Source organism: Xanthobacter tagetidis, from assembly GCF_003667445.1.
Classification (GTDB): Bacteria; Pseudomonadota; Alphaproteobacteria; order Rhizobiales; family Xanthobacteraceae; genus Xanthobacter; species Xanthobacter tagetidis.
Genome location: NZ_RCTF01000018.1, coordinates 11,531 through 30,363, shown reverse-complemented (window position 1 = coordinate 30,363; position 18,833 = coordinate 11,531). Strand labels below are relative to the sequence as shown.

General features: G+C 69.9%; 14 protein-coding genes and 1 tRNA gene. 6 read left to right on the top strand and 9 right to left on the bottom strand.

Translation table 11 applies throughout. The annotated features are described in order from the left end of the window. Positions 1–11 precede the first annotated feature (11 nt). From D9R14_RS18235 to D9R14_RS18210, 6 genes are all read right to left on the bottom strand, one after another. Positions 12–905, bottom strand: a complete 894-nt coding sequence (locus tag D9R14_RS18235) for an alpha/beta hydrolase (RefSeq protein WP_210210872.1) — start codon at positions 903–905, stop codon at positions 12–14. Next, positions 902–1,522 carry a DUF4286 family protein gene (locus D9R14_RS18230; protein WP_121624777.1) on the bottom strand — a complete coding sequence of 207 codons (621 nt, stop codon included), beginning with the start codon at positions 1,520–1,522 and terminating at the stop codon, positions 902–904. Before D9R14_RS18230 ends, D9R14_RS18235 begins: the two co-directional genes overlap by 4 nt. Before the next feature lie 107 nt (positions 1,523–1,629). Further along, positions 1,630–2,541 carry a LysR family transcriptional regulator gene (locus D9R14_RS18225; protein WP_121624776.1) on the bottom strand — a complete coding sequence of 304 codons (912 nt, stop codon included), beginning with the start codon at positions 2,539–2,541 and terminating at the stop codon, positions 1,630–1,632. Between the two features lie 259 nt (positions 2,542–2,800). Next, positions 2,801–2,977: a hypothetical protein gene (locus D9R14_RS23185; protein WP_170168672.1), complete on the bottom strand. Its 177-nt coding sequence runs from the start codon at positions 2,975–2,977 to the stop codon at positions 2,801–2,803. A 118-nt stretch (positions 2,978–3,095) separates the two neighbouring features. Next, on the bottom strand, positions 3,096–4,883 hold the full coding sequence (locus D9R14_RS18215; RefSeq protein ID WP_121624774.1) for a gamma-glutamyltransferase family protein: 1,788 nt from the start codon (positions 4,881–4,883) through the stop codon (positions 3,096–3,098). Between the two features lie 61 nt (positions 4,884–4,944). Continuing rightward, positions 4,945–5,802: an IclR family transcriptional regulator gene (locus D9R14_RS18210; protein WP_121624773.1), complete on the bottom strand. Its 858-nt coding sequence runs from the start codon at positions 5,800–5,802 to the stop codon at positions 4,945–4,947. Positions 5,803–6,096: 294 nt separating this feature from the next. On the opposite strand from D9R14_RS18210, the gene D9R14_RS18205 reads away from it, so the two are divergent. Genes D9R14_RS18205 through D9R14_RS18185 form a run of 5 tightly spaced genes read left to right on the top strand, consistent with a single transcriptional unit; the run spans position 6,097 to position 10,219 of the window. Next, complete coding sequence (locus D9R14_RS18205) at positions 6,097–7,170, top strand: ABC transporter substrate-binding protein (RefSeq protein ID WP_170168671.1); 1,074 nt, start codon at positions 6,097–6,099, stop codon at positions 7,168–7,170. Between the two features lie 11 nt (positions 7,171–7,181). Continuing rightward, positions 7,182–8,240 (top strand): ABC transporter ATP-binding protein, encoded by a 1,059-nt coding sequence (locus D9R14_RS18200; RefSeq protein WP_121624771.1) that lies wholly within the window; start codon positions 7,182–7,184, stop codon positions 8,238–8,240. Next, positions 8,227–9,135 (top strand): ABC transporter permease, encoded by a 909-nt coding sequence (locus D9R14_RS18195; RefSeq protein WP_121624770.1) that lies wholly within the window; start codon positions 8,227–8,229, stop codon positions 9,133–9,135. The genes D9R14_RS18200 and D9R14_RS18195 overlap by 14 nt, the downstream gene beginning before the upstream one ends. A gap of 53 nt (positions 9,136–9,188) precedes the next feature. Beyond that, positions 9,189–9,980 (top strand): ABC transporter permease, encoded by a 792-nt coding sequence (locus D9R14_RS18190; protein ID WP_170168670.1) that lies wholly within the window; start codon positions 9,189–9,191, stop codon positions 9,978–9,980. Positions 9,981–9,994: 14 nt separating this feature from the next. Then, positions 9,995–10,219 (top strand): hypothetical protein, encoded by a 225-nt coding sequence (locus D9R14_RS18185; RefSeq protein WP_121624768.1) that lies wholly within the window; start codon positions 9,995–9,997, stop codon positions 10,217–10,219. 251 nt (positions 10,220–10,470) lie between these two features. On the opposite strand, the gene D9R14_RS18180 is transcribed toward D9R14_RS18185, so the two are convergent. Then, positions 10,471–10,544 (bottom strand) — tRNA-Gln (locus D9R14_RS18180). A 228-nt stretch (positions 10,545–10,772) separates the two neighbouring features. Here D9R14_RS18180 and D9R14_RS18175 point away from each other — a divergent pair. Beyond that, positions 10,773–10,979 carry a DUF1127 domain-containing protein gene (locus tag D9R14_RS18175; protein WP_245420877.1) on the top strand — a complete coding sequence of 69 codons (207 nt, stop codon included), beginning with the start codon at positions 10,773–10,775 and terminating at the stop codon, positions 10,977–10,979. 358 nt (positions 10,980–11,337) lie between these two features. On the opposite strand, the gene pbpC is transcribed toward D9R14_RS18175, so the two are convergent. Both pbpC and D9R14_RS18165 read right to left on the bottom strand, forming a co-directional pair. Continuing rightward, positions 11,338–13,491 (bottom strand): penicillin-binding protein 1C, encoded by a 2,154-nt coding sequence (gene pbpC, locus D9R14_RS18170; RefSeq protein ID WP_245420876.1) that lies wholly within the window; start codon positions 13,489–13,491, stop codon positions 11,338–11,340. Next, positions 13,488–18,818: an alpha-2-macroglobulin family protein gene (locus tag D9R14_RS18165; RefSeq protein WP_121624767.1), complete on the bottom strand. Its 5,331-nt coding sequence runs from the start codon at positions 18,816–18,818 to the stop codon at positions 13,488–13,490. The genes pbpC and D9R14_RS18165 overlap by 4 nt, the downstream gene beginning before the upstream one ends. Positions 18,819–18,833: the final 15 nt, after the last annotated feature.

Sequence of the window (18,833 nt, the reverse complement as noted above, 5' to 3'; positions counted from 1 at the left end):
CTCGCGCCGCGTCATTGGCACAGATGGGCGACGAACCAGTCGCGCGCGGCGCTGCTCGAAAGGGCGAACTGGTTGATGTAGGGGTCGTAGTGACCGCCCTCGAACAGGACCAGCTTCTTGGGCTCAAGCGCCCGGTTGTAGGCCGAGAGCGCAAGGTCCGTGGCGGTGAGCACGTCGCGGGTGCCGACGATCATCAGCAGCGGCGTAGGGCTGATGCGCTCGATATAGCTGCCGGGCTCGTATTCCCTCAGCATCTCGGCGCTGCGGACCGTCACCTCGTTCCGGCGGCTGGGGGCGACCTTGAGGCTTTCCTGAAAGAAGGCCCAGGCATCGGCCCCGCCGTTGAAGCAGGGCGTCTGCGGGTCTTCGGCCACCAGCGGCATGGTCGCCGGCGGCTCGCCGCGGAAGCGCCGCCGGCGGTCCTCGTCGAAGCGCGCCCGCGATGCCGCCATCTGATCGGCGCGGGTGCGGCGCAGCGCGCCCTGACCGCCGCTGATGGTGGGCACCTGCGCCACCACGCACTTCACCCGCCGGTCGAGGGCCGCGAGCATCAGCACGTGGCCGCCGCTGAGGCTCGTGCCCCAGGCGCCGATGCGCTGGGCGTCGGTGCTCGGCAGGGTCTCGGCGAAGGTGACGGCGTGGCGGTAGTCCCGCATCTGGAGGATCGGATCGATCTCCTGCCGGACGTCGCCGCCGCTCGCGCCGAAATTGCGGTTGTCGTAGACGATGGACGCAAGGCCCGCCGCGGCGAACACCTCCGCGTAGCGGTCGAGATACTGCTCCTTCAGCGCCGCCGATCCGTGCGCCATGACGATGGTGGGGAAGGGACCTGCGCCGGTGTCCGGCACATAGTGCCAGCCGCGCAGGACAGCGCCTTCGGCATTGAATTCGATGTCGGTCCTCATGATGTCGGTCCTCCTGGCGTCGGGCTCGTCTCGGCGGCCTGAGGCCAGGTGGCGGGTACGCGATCGGTGATCGGCAGGATGCCGGCGCTCAGGTGGACGGCGCCAGCGCCGGACAGGTTGTCGGCTGGCGTGCGGGGCGGGTCTGCGCAGAAGCGCGCCAGGTCGAACGCCGGCGGCCCGGGACGCGACTGCCGCTCGTGGGCCGCGAGCCTGCCGAGGCCGGCCTCAAGCTGGGCCGCTGCCGTCGGGCCGTCGAACTTCACGAGATCCAGCTGCCCGGCGCCGAACCGCCAGTCCTCGGCCACGGCCCACAGCGGCCGGAACACGACGCCGCGGCTGGCCTCGCGGTCGATGGCCTCGGTGGAGGGCATGCGGTCCGTGCCGCGCCGCTCGGCGATGCCGGCGAGGGCAAGCTCCAGGTCCGAGAATTCGTAGATCGCCAGATAGTCCGCCATCGGCGCCCGCGACAGCGAGTCCACAAGGCGAAATCGCTGCGCTGCAGCAATTCCGGGGATGGCCACAAGGTCGAAGATGTGCCGTTCCGAGTACCAGTGATTGAATTCCTTGTCCTGACCCGGCTTTGCCCGGGTGAAGACGAAGTAGAAATAGCGCGACACAAATGGCCTCCGTACCCTGCCGACGGCTGCGACTATTCCAGCGGGAGAATCTTCCGGCCAGCCGCGCGGAGGGACAACGGTTGTGAATTCGCTTCACAGCCAAAACGTCAGGATGGCGGCAGGTGCCAGGGATTGCGGGCAAACTTCTGGCAGAGGAAGTCCACGAACGTACGGATGCGCAGCGACTGCTCGGGCTGGCGCTGATAGAGCGCAAACAGAGGCTCGCGCGCGCTCACCGTGAATTCGGGCAGCAGATGCACCAGCGCCCCGGAGCGGATGTCGTCCGCCACGACGAAGTCCGCGACGCGGATGATTCCGACCCCGCGCAGCGCCAGCTCGCGCAGCATCGGCGCCTGGTTGGCGGTGGCGTTGCCCGTGATGCCGGCGGGGACATCCTGCGACTGGAAAGTCCAGACGATGGCGCGGGTGCGGACCGAGAAGTTCAGGCAATTGTGCCCCACGAGGTCCGCCGGCACGGCAGGCACGCCGCGCGCAGCGAGATAGGACGGCGCCGCGCAGACCGTCCAGCCGCTCTCGGCGATCTTGCGGGAGACGAGCGTGCTGTCGTGCCCGTAGCCGAGGCGCAGCAGCACATCGACGTCGGCCTCCACCAGGTCGATCTTCTCGGCGCCGAGCTGGATGTCGAGACGCACCTGTGGGTGCAGCAGCAGGAATTCGGGAATGATCGGCGCGAGCTGAGACAGCGCGAACGAGGGCAGGCAATAGACCCGGATCTGGCCCGAGGGCGCCGCCGAGAAGGTGTCGATGAGTCTGTCCGTCTCGCGCATGGCATCCATCACGCGGGTTGCGCGATGCAGCAGCGCCTCGCCCTCGTGGGACAAGCGCACAGCATGGGTGGTGCGGTTGAAGAGGCGGGCGCCGAAACGCTTCTCCAGGCGGGCGACCAGCTTCGAGACGGCGGATGGACTGAGCCCGAGGGCACGTCCGGCCGCAGAGAACGTTCCACTTTTCGCGATCTGCACGAACGCCTCGATTTCCTGAAGGCGATCCGTTCCCATTCTTCTCCTCCCGCGGCGCGTTCCCGGTCCCCGCCACGGGGGCGTGCCTTGCCGTCATTCCTGAGATTCCTCAGACCCATCATGGCAGATGACGCGGCCGGGCACAGGCTGGATTGCGGTTTGCTCGGCATGGCCTCGGACGGCGCTGAGCCGACGGGGCGCATAGGAGAAGAGACCGGGAGGAGAATCGAAAATGAGCGCTGAGGCGCGCGCGTGTCCTGCCAGTAAATGTCCCGCCACGACGCCCGAGCCGCTCCCCTCACCAGAACGCCTGGGAAAGGAAGAGCGCCGCGCCGGCAACTCGGACGGCCCCCGGCGCCACGGCGACCACGCCCGCTGCCTTCGACAGGATGGCACGATGCGGCAGGAGCTTCCCGGCCCCCACGTAGATGGCGAGTGCGGCGGTCCAGCGCAGGTCCATCGAAACGACCAGCAACAGCGACAGCCGACGCAATAGAGGCCGTGGCGAAAGCCCTTCAGCTTTTCTGGTCGTGCGGCTCAGCGGGTCGCCGCCAGCCGCGGGGAACTGGTCCCCACAGCCGGGATCCGTTGCATCAATAAGCGAGCGCGTAGGCCGGGAAGACCTCGGCGCGCGTGCCGCGCGGATCGGACCCCGCCTCCATGAGGCCCGTGTCGAGGTGGCGCTCGGTGCCGCACAGGAAACCCTCGGTCCAGGGCGGGGCGACATCGAGATCGTGCCCGCGATCCTCCAAACCGGCGATGGTTTCCGCGCCGACGCTCTCCTCGATCCGCAGCCGGTTGAGGAAGAAATCATGCGGGTAGAACAGCGCCGGAAAGTGATCGGAGGAGAATTTCGGCGCCTCGATCGCCGCCTGAAGCGGCATGTCGAACAAGACGCGGTTGAGCACGAACTGGATCTGCCACTGGTCCTGCTGGTCGCCGCCCATGGAGCCGAAAGCGAGCCAGGGCTTGCCGTCCTTCATCGCGAGGCTCGGGGATATGGTGGTGCGCGGCCGCTTGAAGGGCGCGACGATGTTCGGATGGTTCGGCGGGTCGAGCCGGCAGTTGGAGAGCCGGACGCCCAGCGGAAAGCCCAGCGCCGGCACCACTTCGGAGGCCTTCAGATAGGCGCCGCTCGGGGTGAAGGCGGCGGTGTAGCCGTCCTTGTCCATCGCGTCCACGTGGACCGTGCCGGGTCCCCAGAGGGCGCCGCCGATGCGCTCTTCGGCCGGAAGCAGGGCGACATTGTTCCAGGCGTCGCCGGGGCGCACCTCCATGTCGGCGCGCGGGCCGACAAGGGCGGAGCGCATGCGGCCGTAATCGTCGCTGAGCAGCCGGTCCATGGGCACGTCGACGAAGGCCGGATCGCCGTAATACTGCTCGCGATCGGCATAAGCGAGCTTGATGGCCTCGACCACGGTGTGGACGTAGTCGGCGGTGTTGTGGCCCATGGCCACGAGGTCGAAGTTCTTGAGGATGGAGAGGGTCTGGAGCAATGCGGGGCCCTGGTTCCAGGGGCCGCATTTGTGGAAGACCGCGCCGCCGAACTCGATCGACACCGGCACCTCGATGCGCACCTGGAAGCGCTCCAGGTCTTCGCGCGTCAGCAGGCCGCCTTGGTCCTTCACATAGTCGGCGATCTCGCGCGCCACGTCGCCCTTGTAGAAAGCGTCGAAGGCCGCCTCCAGCCCTTCCACGCGGGTGCCGCCGCGCGCCGCCTCGGAGCGCGAGAGATACTCGAACATGTCGGCCAGCGCCGGGTTGCGGATGGTCGTGCCCTCGTCGAGCTCGCTGCCATCCGGATTGAGGTAGAGCGCGGCCGAACCGTGCCATTCGGCGCGGAACAGGTCGGCGAGGTCGCAAACCCCGAAGGCATGCTGGCGCAGCAGGCCGGCATGGGCGGCGAAGCCGTTGCGCGCGAGATCGAGCGCCGGCCCCACGACGTCGCCGAAGGTGAGGCGGCCGTAGCGCTTCATCGCCTCGAGCAGCGCGCCCATGCAGCCCGGCACGCCCGCGGCGAAGACGCCGGAGGGGGGAATCTTCTCGAACCCGAGCTCCTTGAATCGTTCCGGCGTCGCCGCGGCGGGCGCCACCATGTTCCCGTTGATGCACACCACCGCGGGATGCTCCGGGGAGGAGACGAGGATGGGGACCTCGCCGCCGATCGAGTGCATGTGCTGGTTGACGACGCCCTCCACCAGGGTCGCGGCCACGGCCGCGTCGATGGCGTTGCCGCCCATCTTCAAGGCATCGATGCCGGCCATGGAGGCGAGGTAGTGCTCCGAGGCCACCGCGCCGCGATGTCCAAAGACCCGCGGATGCGTGGTCATCGACGCCGTGTCCTTGATGCGGAAGGCGCGGTTGGTCGGAATTCTGTTCATTGCGGATCCTCGTGAGGCGGCGCCGACGGCACCCGATGTCGGGCAGGCGGCTGCGGGGCGATCAGGCGGCGACCGCGCCGCGCTTGCGGCGGATGGCGGCGTTGGACAAGTCGGATGGTTCGGCGAGACGGCCGGGGCTCGCGCCCAGCTCCATGGACAGGCGCCGCGCCTGGGCCTTGATGGCTTCGGACAGGTGCGCGAGCATCTTAGCGCCGAGCCGCAGGCGGGGGCCGGCGATGCCGATGGCGCCCACTGCCGCGTCGTTGGGGCCGAACACCGGCACGGCGACGGCCGAGACATCCTCCGCCCATTCCCCCAGATTGACGGCGTAGCCGCGCCGGCTGGTGCGGTCGAGCTCGGTCAGAAGTCCGTCCGGCGAGGTGATGGTGCCGGGGGTGAAGGCGGCCAGGCCGGCAGCCAGGAATTCGGTGACGCGCTGGCGGTCGGAGAAGGCGAGAATGGCCTTGCCGGAGGCGACGCAGTGCCCGGGCACCCGGTCGCCGCGGCTCACCACCGCCCGAACCCGGTGCGAGCCCTCGGCGACGTCCACATAGACGATCTCCCGGCCGTCCATGATGGCGAGGTGGCTGGTCTCGCCGGTGACGCGCGAAAGCTCGCGCAGGTGCGCGCCGCCGATGGAGAGAAAACGGTCCTTCTCGGAAAACCGTCGGGCAAGGTCCAGCACCTTGGAGCCGAGCGAATAGGAGCCGTCGCGCACGTCCTTGACGACGTACCCGCCCTGCTCCAGCGCATTGAGGTTGCGGAATGCCGAGGCCTTGGCGATCCCGAGGCGGCGGCTGATCTCGGACAGCGAGAGCGCGGGGGTCTCGACGTCGAAGGATTCCAGGATTGCCAGCGCATTGAGGATGGCCGGCGTGGCCGGACCGAGCTTGCGCTTCACGCTCTCACTGTTTCGCATATGAAATGACTTTCTCTTATATGGAACATACTGTTGCGTGAGCACCTGGGTGTCAATCTGGATTGTGGCGCAGGCGATCGGATTGCAAGTCTTCGTTGAAAGTAATGGCAGAATATACCGCAGGGTTTGGCCATACCGCCCGCTCAAAATTGCGTCAATGCTTGCTGAAAATCACGCCTTGACATGCAGAGCCAGCACCGATGAAGTCATATAAGAAATACAGGTTTCATATATGAAACAATGATCGGCGCTAGTACTGGCGTCCGGCGACCTTCCTTCCGAGCGGAGCGTGCCATGATGAAGACCGTCGATCGCCGTCACGTCCTCAAGCTTTCAGCCGGCGCGGCAGCGGCAGGGCTGATCTCTCCGTTTGCAGCGGCAACGGATGCCTTCGCTCAAGCCAGCCAGCTCGTGGTGAGCGATTTCGGCGGCGATTGGGCAACCTGGAACAAGGCCAATATCGACGCCAAGTTCACCGAGATCACCAAGGTACCGGTGCTCCACGACACCGGCTCCGACAATGCCGCGCGCATCGCCAAGGCGAAGCTCGGCATCCCGCGCAGCGAGTACGACCTCATCTGCCTCGCGGATTCCTTCTTCGCCCGCGCCCAGTCCGAAGGCATCCTTGAGGCAATAAACTACAAGTCCCCCAAGCTTACGAACCTGAAGGACGTCGACCCGCGCTTCATCACCCCGAACTACACGTCGTTCCTCTTCAACGGCCTGGGCATGGGCTACAATCCGAAGATGGTGAAGAGCCCGCCCACGTCCTGGGCGGACATGTGGAACAAGGACTATCGCGGCAAGATCGTGCTGCCGGCCGTGGTCCACTCCTTCGGGCTCCACGTCATCCTCCTGTCGGCGCTGGCGGCCGGCAAGGACTACAAGGACACCCAGGCGGGCCTCGACAACCTGAAGCGCCTCGCCGATCTCGACCCGATCTGGACCGTCGACAGCCAGGCCAATGCGCGGAGCTTGTTCCAGGAGGAGGCCGCCATCGGCTGGCTTGGCCGCGCTGAATGGGTCCAGGTGCAGAACTGGGGCGGCGCCACCAAGTTCGTGCTGCCGAGCGAAGGCGGCTTCTTCACCTCGTGGGGCTTCGGGCCGATCCAGAACACCAAGAACATGGCGCTGATCGAAGACTACGTTAACGTCACGCTCGATCCGCAGCTCCAGGCGGCGAACGCCAAGAAGCTCGGCTTCCACCCCACCAACACCAAGTGGAAGGACTATATCGACGCCGAGAGCGCGGCGAAGATCTCCTGGACCCCGGAGGAGCAGAAGCGGTTCGTCGCCATCGACTATGCCTGGCTGAACTCCAAGCGGGCCGAGCTGACAGAAGCCTGGAACCGCACTGTCGGCCGCTGAGGGCGCGCGCCATGGCCAGTGTCGAGATAGCCGGCGTCTCCAAGCAATATGCCGGCGCCTGGGCGGTGGACCGCGTCAGCATCACGGTCCCGGACGGGTCGTTCTTCTCGCTGCTCGGTCCCAGCGGCTCGGGCAAGACCACGCTGCTGCGCCTCGTCGCCGGCTTCCTGCGGCCGGACGCCGGCACGGTGCGCATCGGCCCGGCCATCGTGAACGAGGTGCCGCCCCACAAGCGGGACATCGGCATGGTGTTCCAGCAGTATGCGCTGTTTCCCCACCAGACGGTGCTGGACAATGTCGCCTTCGGCCTCGAGATGCGCGGCATGGGCCGCAAGGCGCGCGAGGCGAAGGCGCGCGAGGCGCTGGAGATGGTGCGCATGGCGGGCCGCGAGCGCGCCTATCCCAAGGAGCTGAGCGGCGGCCAGCAGCAGCGCATCGCGATCGCCCGCTCGATCGCCGCGCGCCCTGCGGTGTGGCTGCTGGACGAGCCGCTGAGCGCGCTCGACCGCAAGCTGCGCATCGAGATGCAGAGCGAATTGCGCTCGCTGCAGAAGCTGCTCGGCATCACCACCATCTATGTCACCCACGACCAGGAGGAGGCGCTCGCCATGTCCGATGGCATTGCCATCTTCCGCGACGGGCGCATTGCCCAGCAGGGCTCGGCCGAGGACCTGTACGAGCGCCCGGCCGACGGCTTCGTCGCCGACTTCCTCGGCAGCGCAAATCTGATCGAAGGCGTGGTCGCCCGGGGGCCGCAGGGACTTCATGTCGTGGCGGAGGGCGAAGCCTTCCGCCCGTCCGCGGATCACATCTTGCGCGAGAACGAGCGGGTGCACCTCGCCATCCGGCCGGAGCGGCTCGACCTCAGCGGCGCGCCGGGCGCCGCGCAAGGCCTGCCGGCCAGGGTGGAAAGCGTCCTCTATCTCGGCAGCGACCTGCGGGTGGTGCTGCGGACGCGGGGCGGAGCCCTGCTGGTCGCCCGCGCGCCCAGCCGCGGAACCGCCCTCGCGGAGGGCGCGGAGGTCTTCGCCGCGTTCAAGCCGGAGGACGCCGCCATTGTCGCGCACTAGCAGCCTCGCCGGCACGGCCGAGCGCGCCCCCGCCGCCCGCCGGCCGTTCCGCTGGAAGCGGGCCGAGGCGCTTCTGGCGCCCGCCTTCCTCTATTATTTCGTCCTGCTCGTGCTGCCTTCGGCGGCGTTCTGCGTGGTGAGCTTCTACGGTCGGTCGGACACCGGTTTCTTCGACGGCGTCTTCACGCTGAAGAACTACGTCTCGGTGCTCACGGACGGCTTCTATCTCGGCAGCCTCTGGCTCACCTTCCGCATCAGCGTGGAGACGACGCTGGCCTGCCTGCTGCTCGGCTATCCCGCCGCCTACTATCTTGCCAAGCTGTCGCCGGCGGCGCGCAAGAAGCTCATCATCCTGCTGCTGTTCCCGCTGCTGCTGAGCACGGTGATCCGGGTCTATGGATGGATCGCGCTGCTCGGACGGCGCGGCATCGTCAACCAGGTACTCCTGTCGTCCGGAGCCACCGACTACCCCATCGCCTTCCTCTACACGGAAGGCACGGTGCTGCTCGGTCTCGTCTCGATCCTCCTGCCGTACATGATCATCAACATCACCAACACGCTCATCACCATCGATCCGGCGCTGCGCGAGGCTGCGGCCGCACACGGCGCAGGGCCGTTCAAGATATTCCTGAAGGTGACGCTGCCACTCAGCGGCGCCGGCATGGTGTCCGGCGCGGTGATGGTCTTCACGATCGCCATGAGCACCTACATCATCTCCTTCCTGCTCGGCGGCCCGAAGGTGAAGCTGCTCGGCAACCTGATCTTCGATTCCACGTCCAGCTTCAACTGGCCGCTCGCCGCCGCGCTTTCAGTGGTGCTGGTGGTGGCCACCGCGGCCGCCTGCGGCGCGATGGTCCGGCTGCTCGGCAGCCCTGCGAATGGGATGGCCCGATGAGCACGCCTTCGCGCGAAGCAGAACCCTCCCCGGCCCGCCCGCTGCGACGACCGATGGACTGGGGCAACGCGGCCCTGGCCGCCGCGACCGTGGTCGCCTATGCGGTGGTCCTGCTGCCGATCATCGTCATCATCATCTCGTCCTTCAATCCCTCCTCCGCGCTCACCTTTCCGCCGCAGCAGCTTTCGCTGCGCTGGTATTTCGAGTTCTTCAACACCGCCGACATGGTCAGCGGCTTCGTCTGGAGCCTGGTCATCGCGGTGATCGCCGCCGCCGCCTCGGTGGTGCTCGGCACGCTGGCCGCCATTGCGCTGGCGCGCGGGCGCTTCCCGTTCAAGGGGGCGATCAACGCCTTCCTGCTGACGCCGCTGATCTTTCCCGGCCTCATCCTCGGCGTTGCGCTGCTGCTGTATTTCCAGCTGGCGCACGCACCGATCCTCGCCCGGATCGCGACGGCGCACATCCTGCTTGGCGTGCCGTTCGTGGTGCGCTCGGTGCTGTCGAGCCTCGATCTGTTCGACATCCGCGTTGAGGAGGCAGCCATCATCCACGGCGCCTCGCCGGTGCGGGCGTTCTTCAAGGTGACGCTGCCCAGCATCCAGCCGGGGATCGTGGCCGGCGCGGTGTTCGCGTTCGTGGTGTCGTTCGGCGAGGTGAACGCGACGTTGTTCTTGACCGGGCCGGGCCTCTCCACCCTGCCAATCCAGATCTACAGCCAGATCCAGTACGGATCCGAACAGGTCATCGTTGCGGCCGCTTCGACCCTCCAGATGGGGTTGGTCATCGCGCTGATTGTGATCCTCGAGAAGGTGTTCGGCCTCTCCATCACCACCCCGACGAGATAGAAGCATGGAGTTGGATGGCGGAGCTGCTCGACGGCTCCTCCACCATCGATGACATCGCTGCCCGTGAAGGGATGGGGGATCGCAATGTGCGCAGGCTCCTGGCGCTGGCCTGCCTCTCGCCGAAGCTCATCAAGGCCATCGCTGATGGCAATGGGCCTGCCGACCTGACGGTCACCAGCCTGAGTGTAGCGCTGCCCCACGACTGGGCCGCGCAGGAACAGCGCATCCTCGGCGCCTAATCCGCCGTCTTTCCTATCAACACGACGCGCTTCGAGACCTGCCCGTGGGTCCGCGGGCCTCGGTCTCAAAGCCCAACGGCGATGCGGCCGGAAATTGGAAAGGTCCGGCCTCAGACGGACCGAGATATCCGCCCCAGGATTCGCCCAAGACCACCCGCAGCAGGTCTGCGGTCGCGCCAACGCCCGGCTAACCCACGACACCGTCGCAGGAATGACCGTGCACGCCAAAATCTCTGGGAAAGGAAACTGATTGGCTGGGGGACTAGGATTCGAACCTAGATTAACGGAGTCAGAGTCCGCTGTTCTACCGTTGAACTATCCCCCACCAGACCGCCTCTGCGCGGGCGGTGGCGGCGCGGGGCGGAGGCGGCGGGCGCCCCGCCAGCGCGGGCAGGCGCGCTCTATACGCAATTCGCCGCCGCCGGTCCAGAGCCAATTCGCACCCGCTTGCATCGGTCGCTGGTATACGGCATGCGCATTGGTGCTATGCACAATCGGCCATGTTGCAGCGCACGCAACCGCCCTATATTCGCATCATCGAATGGAGGGAAAGATGACCACGATCACTGCCAATGGCCTGCGCGATACCGGCTTCTTCGGGCGTTTCGCCGCGGCCGTGTCCAACTTCTTCTCGGCCGTCGCCGAGGCCCGCCGCATGGCCGACCGCTACGACTATCTGAGCCGCCTGAGCAACACCGAGCTCGCCCAGATGGGTCTCGTCCGCGAGGATATTCCCCAGGTCGTCGCGCGCAGCCGCTGAACCGGACGGCGCCCTCATCCATCGATCCCAATCCCGGTTGGTCCGGGATACGGAACGGATGTGAGGGTTCAAGGGTTCAGGTTCAAGGGCCGGCCGACGCAGGTCGCCGACCGGCCAGAGTTTCGGTGGACCGACGGAGTTTGCGGGCCTGTCCCGTCCGTCGTGCACCTGAGGGTTTTGCTTCTGCGCCCGCGTGGGCTCCGGCGATCCGCCTGTCGAGCCCGGTCGGCGCAAAGGGGCGACGGACCGGCCGCCACAAGCGTCGCTGTCTCGCACCCCCGACTGTTTCCTCCCGACCCCTCCCGGGGCCTCCAGACCGCCCGCCCTCACCGGCGCGGCGGTTTTTTTTTGCGCAGGCCTATTCCACGCGCACCGTAACGCTGTCGGCGCGGCCGGTGGCGTCGATCACGGTCAGGCGCACGAAGCCCCGGCCCGGCGGGGTCCAGAACACCGTGCGCCGGTCCTCGGAACGGGCGACGGGCTTGCCGTCCGCCAGCACGGTCAGGGGCAGCGCACCGCCCTCCACCTTGATGACGAGGCCGGTTTCATCCGCGCCGTCCGCTTCGGCTGCCGCCTCCAGACGCGCGCCGTTCGGCGGATAGATCACGGCGAAGCGGTCGGCGGCGCCATCGGCACCGAACCGCCGCTGCGGCGGCGGCAGGCGGGCGTTCACCGCCATCAGCGCCCCCTGCGGCGGCGCCCCCAGCGGGGCCGGCGTGCGCACGATGCGGGCGAAGGCGTCGAACAGAAGCGGGGCCGCGGCATTGCGGCCGGTGAGGTCGGCCACCGGGCGCCCATCGGGCCGCCCCACCCACACCGCCACCGTGCGCCGCCCGTCGAACCCCACCGCCCAGGCGTCGCGATAGCCGTAGGAGGTGCCGGTCTTGAAGGCGATGCGCCCACCGAGCGCATTGTCCGGGGCCGGCGTGCCCAGGAGGCTCGTCGCCACGTACCAGGCCGCCACCTCCCCCACCAGCGCCCGCGGCGGCCGGGCGGGACCGGCGAACGCGCCCTCCGCCCGCAGCTTCAAGGGCAGCGCCTGCCCGCCCCGCGCCAGCGCGGAATAGAGCATGGCGAGGTCGGTGAGGCGGATGCCGACGCCCCCGAGCCCCATGGGCAGGCTCGGCGCGGCGCCCTCGGGCAGTTCCAGCCGCGCGCCGGCCTCCTTGATGCGGGTGGCGAGGCGCTGCGGCCCCACCGCCTCCAGGAGGCGCACCGCCGGCACGTTCAGCGACAGTTGCAGCGCCTTCCTCACCGGCAGGACGCCCTGATATGTGAGGTCGAAATTCTCCGGCCGCCAGGCGCCGAAACGCGCGGGGGCGTCCTCGATCAGCGTCTGCGGGTGGGCGATGCCGTCATCGAAGGCGAGCGCATAGATGAACGGCTTCAGCGTCGAGCCCGGCGAACGCACCGCGCGGGCGAGGTCCACCGCGCCGGCGCGGCTGGCATCGGAGAAATCGGCCCCACCCACATAGGCGCGCACCTCGGCGCTGGCATTGTCCACCACGAGAAGCGCGGCCGAGACCCCGCGCCCGAGCGCCGCCGTGCGCTCCTTGACGAGGTCCTCCAGGCGCGCCTGGAGATCGCGCTCCAGGGTCAGCGCATGGCGTCGCACGGCGGGGCGCTCCGCCGCCATCTGCTCGGCGAGGTGCGGCGCCCGCTGCGGCAGCGGAAGGCGGGCGCGCGGCACCGGCTCGATCTTGGCGAGGCGCACCTCGTCGGCCTTCAGCGCGCCTTGGGCGAGCAGGCGGTCCAGCACCCGGTCGCGAGCGGCGCGGGCGGCGTCGGGGTTGCGGTCCGGCCGGCGCGCCTCGGGCGACTGGGGCAGCGCCACCAGCAGTGCTGCCTCGCCCAAAGTGAGCCGGCGCGGTTCCTTGCCGAAATAGGTGAGCGCGGCGGCCCTCACCCCCTCGATGTTGCCGCCATACGGGGCGAGCGTGAGATAGAGGGAGAGGATCTCGTCCTTGGTGCGGTGGCGCTCGATGGCGAGCGCGCGCGCCATCTGGCGCAGCTTGGCCTTGAGCGTGCGCGGCTGCGGCGGATCGGTGAGGCGCGCCACCTGCATGGTGAGGGTGGAACCGCCTGAGACCACGCGGCGCGCGCCGAGGCCCTGGAACGCGGCGCGCCCGAGCGCCAGCGGATCGACCCCGCCATGCGCGCGGAAGCGCCTGTCCTCATAGGCGAACAGCATGGCGAGGAAGCGCGGATCCACGTCCTCGGCCCGCGCATCGAGGCGCCAGCGCCCGTCTTTCAGCGCGAACGGACGCAGCAGCGCGCCGAAGCGGTCCACCACCTCGCGCGAGACCTCCGGATCCGCCGGCAGCCCGCCAAATCGCGCGCCGCCATGCCCGAGCCCGGCGAGGCCCGCATAGGCGCCGCCCGCGAGGAAGGCGGCGGCGATCGCCGCCCAGCCGGCCGCGCGCACCGCGCGCCGCGGATGGGGACCGGAGCGGGGCATGTCCCGGCCCACTCCGGTCGCGGCCGGGTCCGCTGCCGGGAGGTCCTCGCTCATCGGGCGGGCGCGACCTCCAGGGTGCCTGCGGCGGTGCGGGCGAAGCGGTCGGGCCGGTACATGTCCTCGATCATCGCCGGGGGGTGGGCATAGCGCCCCGGCGCCACCGCCCGCACCATGTAGGCGACGACGAACGGCGCATCGTCCTCCTGCCGGGTGACGGAGGCGACGAAGCGGTCGTCGCGGAATTCGAGATGCCCCGCCTCGCTGGTCTCGCCGAGCCACGCGAAGGCGTCCGCCTCGCCCGAGAGCAGGTTCGGGTTCTCGATCTCGAAGCCGGCGGGCAGATAGTCCACCAGCAGCACATCGGCGAGCACGGTGTCCTCCTCCTTGGCCTTCAGAACCACGACGAAGCGCTGGTTCTGCACCGCCTTGGAGGGGTCGGCCGGCTTGCCGTCCGGGGTGTAATAGCGCCGCTCCAGGGTGAAGCCGTGGGCGGTGGGCGGCTCCGGCTGGGCCGGGGCGCCGCTGACGGCGACCACCACCTTCACCGGCTCCGGCCCGGCATTGCGCAACGTCAGCTGCCCCTGCTCCAGGTCCTGGCGCGAGAGCGTGCGGCCGAACGCGCCGCGCCGGGCGGCGCCGTTCGCCTCGATCACCATGCCGGAGGCGCTGGCGGCGAGGGAGCGGGCGGCGAGCAGCAGCCAAGCGTTCTCCTGGGTGGAGGTGCGCAGGGTGAGGGTGCGCGCCACGTCGACCCGGTTCAGCGCCACGTCGGCGAGGCGCGGCAGGTCCGCCTCCCGCGCCAGCACGGCAAGCGCGGCGGCATCGCGCAAAGCCGAGCCGAAGTCGGCGCGGCCGGCCTCGGGGGCGGCGGCCGCCGTGGGCAGGCCGTCCAGCGCCACCTTCATCACGCGCTCGGCGCGGGTGCGGTCGCCGAGCAGCGCCAGCGCCGCGCCCACCTGGCCTTGGGAGAGCGGCGACGTAATGTCGGAGAGCCGCGCATCGGCGAGATAGCGCAGATCGCCGAGCGGCGCGCGGCCATTGCGGGCCAGCACGTAGAGCGCATAGGCAAGGCCCTCGCTGGCCTCGTCGAAGCGCGCGCCGGCGAGGTTGACGACGTTGCGCAGCCGGTCGAGCGCGAGGCGGAAGGCGATGTCCGGCACCGCATAGCCCTTCTCCCGCGCGCGGCCGAGGAAGTCGGTCACATAGGCGTCGAGCCAGGTGTCGCTGCCGCCCGCCGCCCACAGTCCGAACGAGCCGTCCGAACCCTGCCGCGAGAGCACGCGGGCGACGGCATCGCGGATGCGATCCGCGGCGCCGGGGTCGGTGTCCTTGCCGGTGAGCTGGGCCAGATCGTTGAAATAGAGCAGCGGCAGCGCGCGGCTGGTGATCTGCTCGGAGCAGCCATAGGGGTAGCGGTCGAGCGCCGAGAGCAGCGCCGGCACGTCGATGGTGGAGAGCGGCGCGGCGCTGACCGCCACCGATCCGGTGCCGGGCACGAGGTCCTGCACGAGGGCCGCGTTGAGCGTGATGCTCTCGCCGGGCGCGAGATTGCGCACCGTGCGGCGCTCGATCTCGGGATAGGCCGGGCGCACGTTCACCGCATAGGTGCGGCGGATGTCGACGCCCTGGCCGACCAGGCGCACCGCCACCGTGCCGGCGCCCACCGTCTTGCCCTCCACCGGCAGGCGCACGGACTGGCGCTCGCCGGCGGCGAGCTTCAGCGTCGGGCCGGGCACCGGGGTCGCCACCGCGCCCGTGCCCGTCACCTCCAGGCGGTAGTCGCCCGCCGGGGCGGTGATGGGTGTCACGTCCAGGTGGATCGAGCCGCGGTCGCCATTGGCGAGGAAGCGCGGCAGGGTCGGCATCAGCACCACCTGGTCGCGCACCAGCACGTCGCGGGCGGCGTGGCCGAGCCTGTCGGCGCTCCAGGCGATGGCCATCAGCCGCACCGTACCGTCAAAGGCGGGGATCGCGAACGAGACGCGCGCCGTGCCGTCCGGCCCCACCGCGACGAGGCCGGAGAATAGAGCGAGCGGCGGCTGGGTGGGCGGGCTCGCCAGCGCGTGCTCCTCGCCGCCGTCGCCGCCGGAGCGCAGGCGACCGGCATTGGCGCGCATGCCGTCGATCAGCGCGCCGTAGAGGTCGCGGATCTCGGGCGCGAGCCGGCGCTGGCCGAGGATGGCGGCGTCCGGGTTCGGCGGCTTGTAGCCGGTGAGGTTGAGGATGCCCACGTCCACCGCGGCGAGTGTCACAAAAGCCTGCTCGCCGGGCTTGAGCCCGGTGACGGTGACGGGAATGTCGAGCGCGGTCTCCGGGCGGATTTCCGCCGGGCCGCCCAGCTCCACCTTGAGAGTGCGCGCCGCGCGGTCCACCGAGAACCAGCCGAGGCCGATGGCGCGGCCCGGCATGCGGCCGGCGGCCACGTCGAGCGGGCGATGGTAGAAGGCGACCACATAGGCGCCGGGGGTCCAGGAGGGCTCCACCGGGAAGGCAACCTTGTTGGCGCCCTTCTCCAGCTTCAGGGTGCGGGTCGCCAGCACGCCTTCGTTCATCACCATGACGGTGGCGGCGCCGGGGGCGCGGGCGGTGATCGTCGCCTCCAGCGTGTCGCCGGCGGCATAGGCGTCGGCGCCGAGCGTCAGTTCCAGGCGGTCGGGTGTGTCGGCGCTGGCGCCGCCGCCGAAGCCGGCCTCGAACGGCAGCGAGGTGAGCGGCAGGCCGGGCCCGGTCACGTCGAGCCGGTAGCGGCCGAAATCGGTGGGCAGCTGGAGCCGCGCGGGAGCGTCCGCCGCCACGTCGAAGCGGCCTTCGCCGACGCGGGAGACGATCTTCACCGGCTCGTACTGCCAGGCGCCGTCCACCTTGTACCACTGGTAGCGCGTCTCCAGGCGCGACAGGCGCCAGGTGAGCCCGCTGGCGGCGCGCGGCTTGTCATCGGGAGCGGCGACCACCACCTCGAACGCCGCCGGCTCGCCCTCGCGCACGCGGGAGTCGAACAGCGGCTTCACGCCGATCTGACTGCCGGCGGCGGCGACCGGGACGGTGAGCGTGCGCTGCACCGCGCGCCCGCCCGCCTCCACGAGGCGCACGATGGCCTCGATCTCCAGCGGCCGCTCGGTGCGCGGCAGCGTGCCGGCGCCGAGGCGCAGGGTGGCACGGCCGTTCGCATCGGTGCGCGGGGCGTCGGGGGCCGGGTTGCGGTCGGCCAGCACCTCGTCCTCGGAATTGCCGAACAGGAAGCCGGGGAAGGCCTTGCGCCCGCCCGGCGCGAGGCGCAGCTCGCTCTCCGCCTCCACGTCGAGCAGCGCGGCCGGCGCGCCGAACAGATAGCGCCCGTTCAGCAGAACCTCCACCGAGCCGGCGCGCGGCACCGCGGTGGCGGCGGTGGAGAGCTCGAACTCCACCCGGTCGGGAACATAGTCCTCCAGCAGGAAGGTGGTCTCGCCGATGGGCGCCGCCTTCGGGTCGCTGAACGCCTTGATGCGCCAGGTGCCGGTCATGGCGCCCTTGAGCAGCGGCAGGTCCACGGTGCGCCCGCCCGCGCCGGCATCCTCGGAGACGAGGCGCCGGTCCTCGACGCCGTCCGGACGCTGGAGCACCAGGGTGATGGGAAGGCCGGGCGCCGCATTGCCTTTGGCGTCGCGCAGCAGAGCGGTGAGGTGCACGCTCTCGCCGGAGCGGTAGACGCCGCGCTCGGCGGCGAGGAAGGCGTCGAGCGGCCCCGGCGCCTCGCGCCCGGCGACGCCGCGGTCGGTGAGGTCGAAGCCCTGGTCCTTGAGCGACAGGAAGGCGTAGTCGCCCGCCTTGGTCTGCGCCACCACCACTTCGGGCTCAAGACCCGCCGGCCCGCGCGCGAGGCCGGGATCGAAGCGGGCGAGGCCGTTCGCGTCGGTGGTGCGGGTGCCGAGCACCTCGTTGGACTTGGCGACGAGGCGCACCTCGACCCCCGCCACCGGCTCGGCGCCGCCGAGCGAGCGCACCATCACATGCACGCCGTCGCGCGCCGACACGGCGGTGAGGCCGAGGTCGGAGACGATGAACCACTGGGTGGAGATGGTCTCGTAGTCGCCGTCCTCGGTGGTGGGCGCGGGGTCCGGCGCGGCGGTCATCACATAGACGCCGCTCTGGAGTTGGCCGAGCGCCTCGGTGACGGGGATGGCGGTCGTCACCTCGCCGTTCAGCGGGCTGTCCACTTCCAGGATGCCGTCGAACACCGGGATCGCCGCGCCCTCCTTCAGGCGCTCGCGCACGTAGAACTCGATCGCCTGCCGGAACTCGCCGTCGAGCGCGGTGGGCACGAGGCCGCGGTCGCCGATGCGCAGGATCGAGACCTTCACCGCCTTGGTGTTGACGGTGGTGATGGGAATGCCCTTCTGGCCGATGCTGGGCAGCACGTAGTTGCGGCCGCCGAAGCGGGCGGAGGGGCGCCGGTCGCGCACATAGATGGACAGCTCGGCGCCCTTGCGGGTGGTCTCGCCGATGGCGGCGGGAACGCCGGGCCGCACGCGCACCTCATAGTGCTCGCCGTGCTTGAGGCCCTCGACGCAGATCTGCCGCTCCTCGGCGGTGACCGCGGGCTTGTCCATGCCCTCCACCTGCACGAAGGCGGAGAAGTCGGTGGCGGGCTTGAGATCCTCGGAGAACTGGAGGCAGGCGCGCGGCGCGGCGGCGTCCGATTCGACCGTGTAGTCGAGCATGCGGAAGCCGTGCTCCTCCTTCATCTTCTCCAAGAAGGCGCGGTCGCTCGCATTGTCGCGCAAATCGAGCGCGAGCTTCATGGTGTCGATGGCCGAGCGCCAGGTGCCGCGACCGGCATCGGTGCGGGCGATGAAGGCGAGCGCGTCGCCCTCCAGCGCCGCCGTGCCGGCGCGGCGATAGGCGATGTAGGCGGCGCCGAGCGCATTCTCGGTGAAGGTGAAGCCGCTTTCCTTCTCGGTCGGCTTGATGGCCGAGAGCGCGCGGGCGAGCCGCATCCAGGAGGCCGCGTCGTCCGGGCTCGCCACCACCACGGCGGCATAGAGCTGGGCCGCGCCACGCGCGTCGTTGCGCTGGTAGGCGGTATCGGCGTCGCGCCGCAGCCTGTCGAGCGGCTGGGTCGGCGGCGTCGCGCCGCGGCGTAGCAAGCGCTCGTAGCGGCGCGCATTGGTGGACAGCTCGGCGCGCTGGAAGGTCTTGGCGGAGGCCGGACGGGTCGGAGCCTGGGCCTGCGGCGCGGGCGCGGGGGCCGGGGCGCTTTGGGCCGGCTGGGGCCGCGGCAGCGGCGCGGGCGCCTCGGGCCGGGCCGGAGGCCGGGGCGGCGGGGTCTGAGCCAGCGCCGCCGCCGCGGAGAGCGCCAGCACCACCGCAAATCCGACGCGAACGAGACGATGCCCCAGCCCCATGGACCCCTCCCTCGG

What these genes read in the sequence shown, in the direction of transcription:
- D9R14_RS18235 (WP_210210872.1), bottom strand. Translation starts at nt 905, where the DNA reads ATGAGGACCGACATCGAATTCAATGCCGAAGGCGCTGTCCTGCGCGGC.
- D9R14_RS18215 (WP_121624774.1), bottom strand. Translation starts at nt 4,883, where the DNA reads ATGAACAGAATTCCGACCAACCGCGCCTTCCGCATCAAGGACACGGCG.
- pbpC (WP_245420876.1), bottom strand. Translation starts at nt 13,491, where the DNA reads ATGAGCGAGGACCTCCCGGCAGCGGACCCGGCCGCGACCGGAGTGGGC.
- D9R14_RS18210 (WP_121624773.1), bottom strand. Translation starts at nt 5,802, where the DNA reads ATGCGAAACAGTGAGAGCGTGAAGCGCAAGCTCGGTCCGGCCACGCCG.
- D9R14_RS18165 (WP_121624767.1), bottom strand. Translation starts at nt 18,818, where the DNA reads ATGGGGCTGGGGCATCGTCTCGTTCGCGTCGGATTTGCGGTGGTGCTG.
- D9R14_RS18175 (WP_245420877.1), top strand. Translation starts at nt 10,773, where the DNA reads ATGACCACGATCACTGCCAATGGCCTGCGCGATACCGGCTTCTTCGGG.
- D9R14_RS18185 (WP_121624768.1), top strand. Translation starts at nt 9,995, where the DNA reads ATGGCGGAGCTGCTCGACGGCTCCTCCACCATCGATGACATCGCTGCC.
- D9R14_RS18225 (WP_121624776.1), bottom strand. Translation starts at nt 2,541, where the DNA reads ATGGGAACGGATCGCCTTCAGGAAATCGAGGCGTTCGTGCAGATCGCG.
- D9R14_RS18200 (WP_121624771.1), top strand. Translation starts at nt 7,182, where the DNA reads ATGGCCAGTGTCGAGATAGCCGGCGTCTCCAAGCAATATGCCGGCGCC.
- D9R14_RS18190 (WP_170168670.1), top strand. Translation starts at nt 9,189, where the DNA reads ATGGACTGGGGCAACGCGGCCCTGGCCGCCGCGACCGTGGTCGCCTAT.
- D9R14_RS18205 (WP_170168671.1), top strand. Translation starts at nt 6,097, where the DNA reads ATGATGAAGACCGTCGATCGCCGTCACGTCCTCAAGCTTTCAGCCGGC.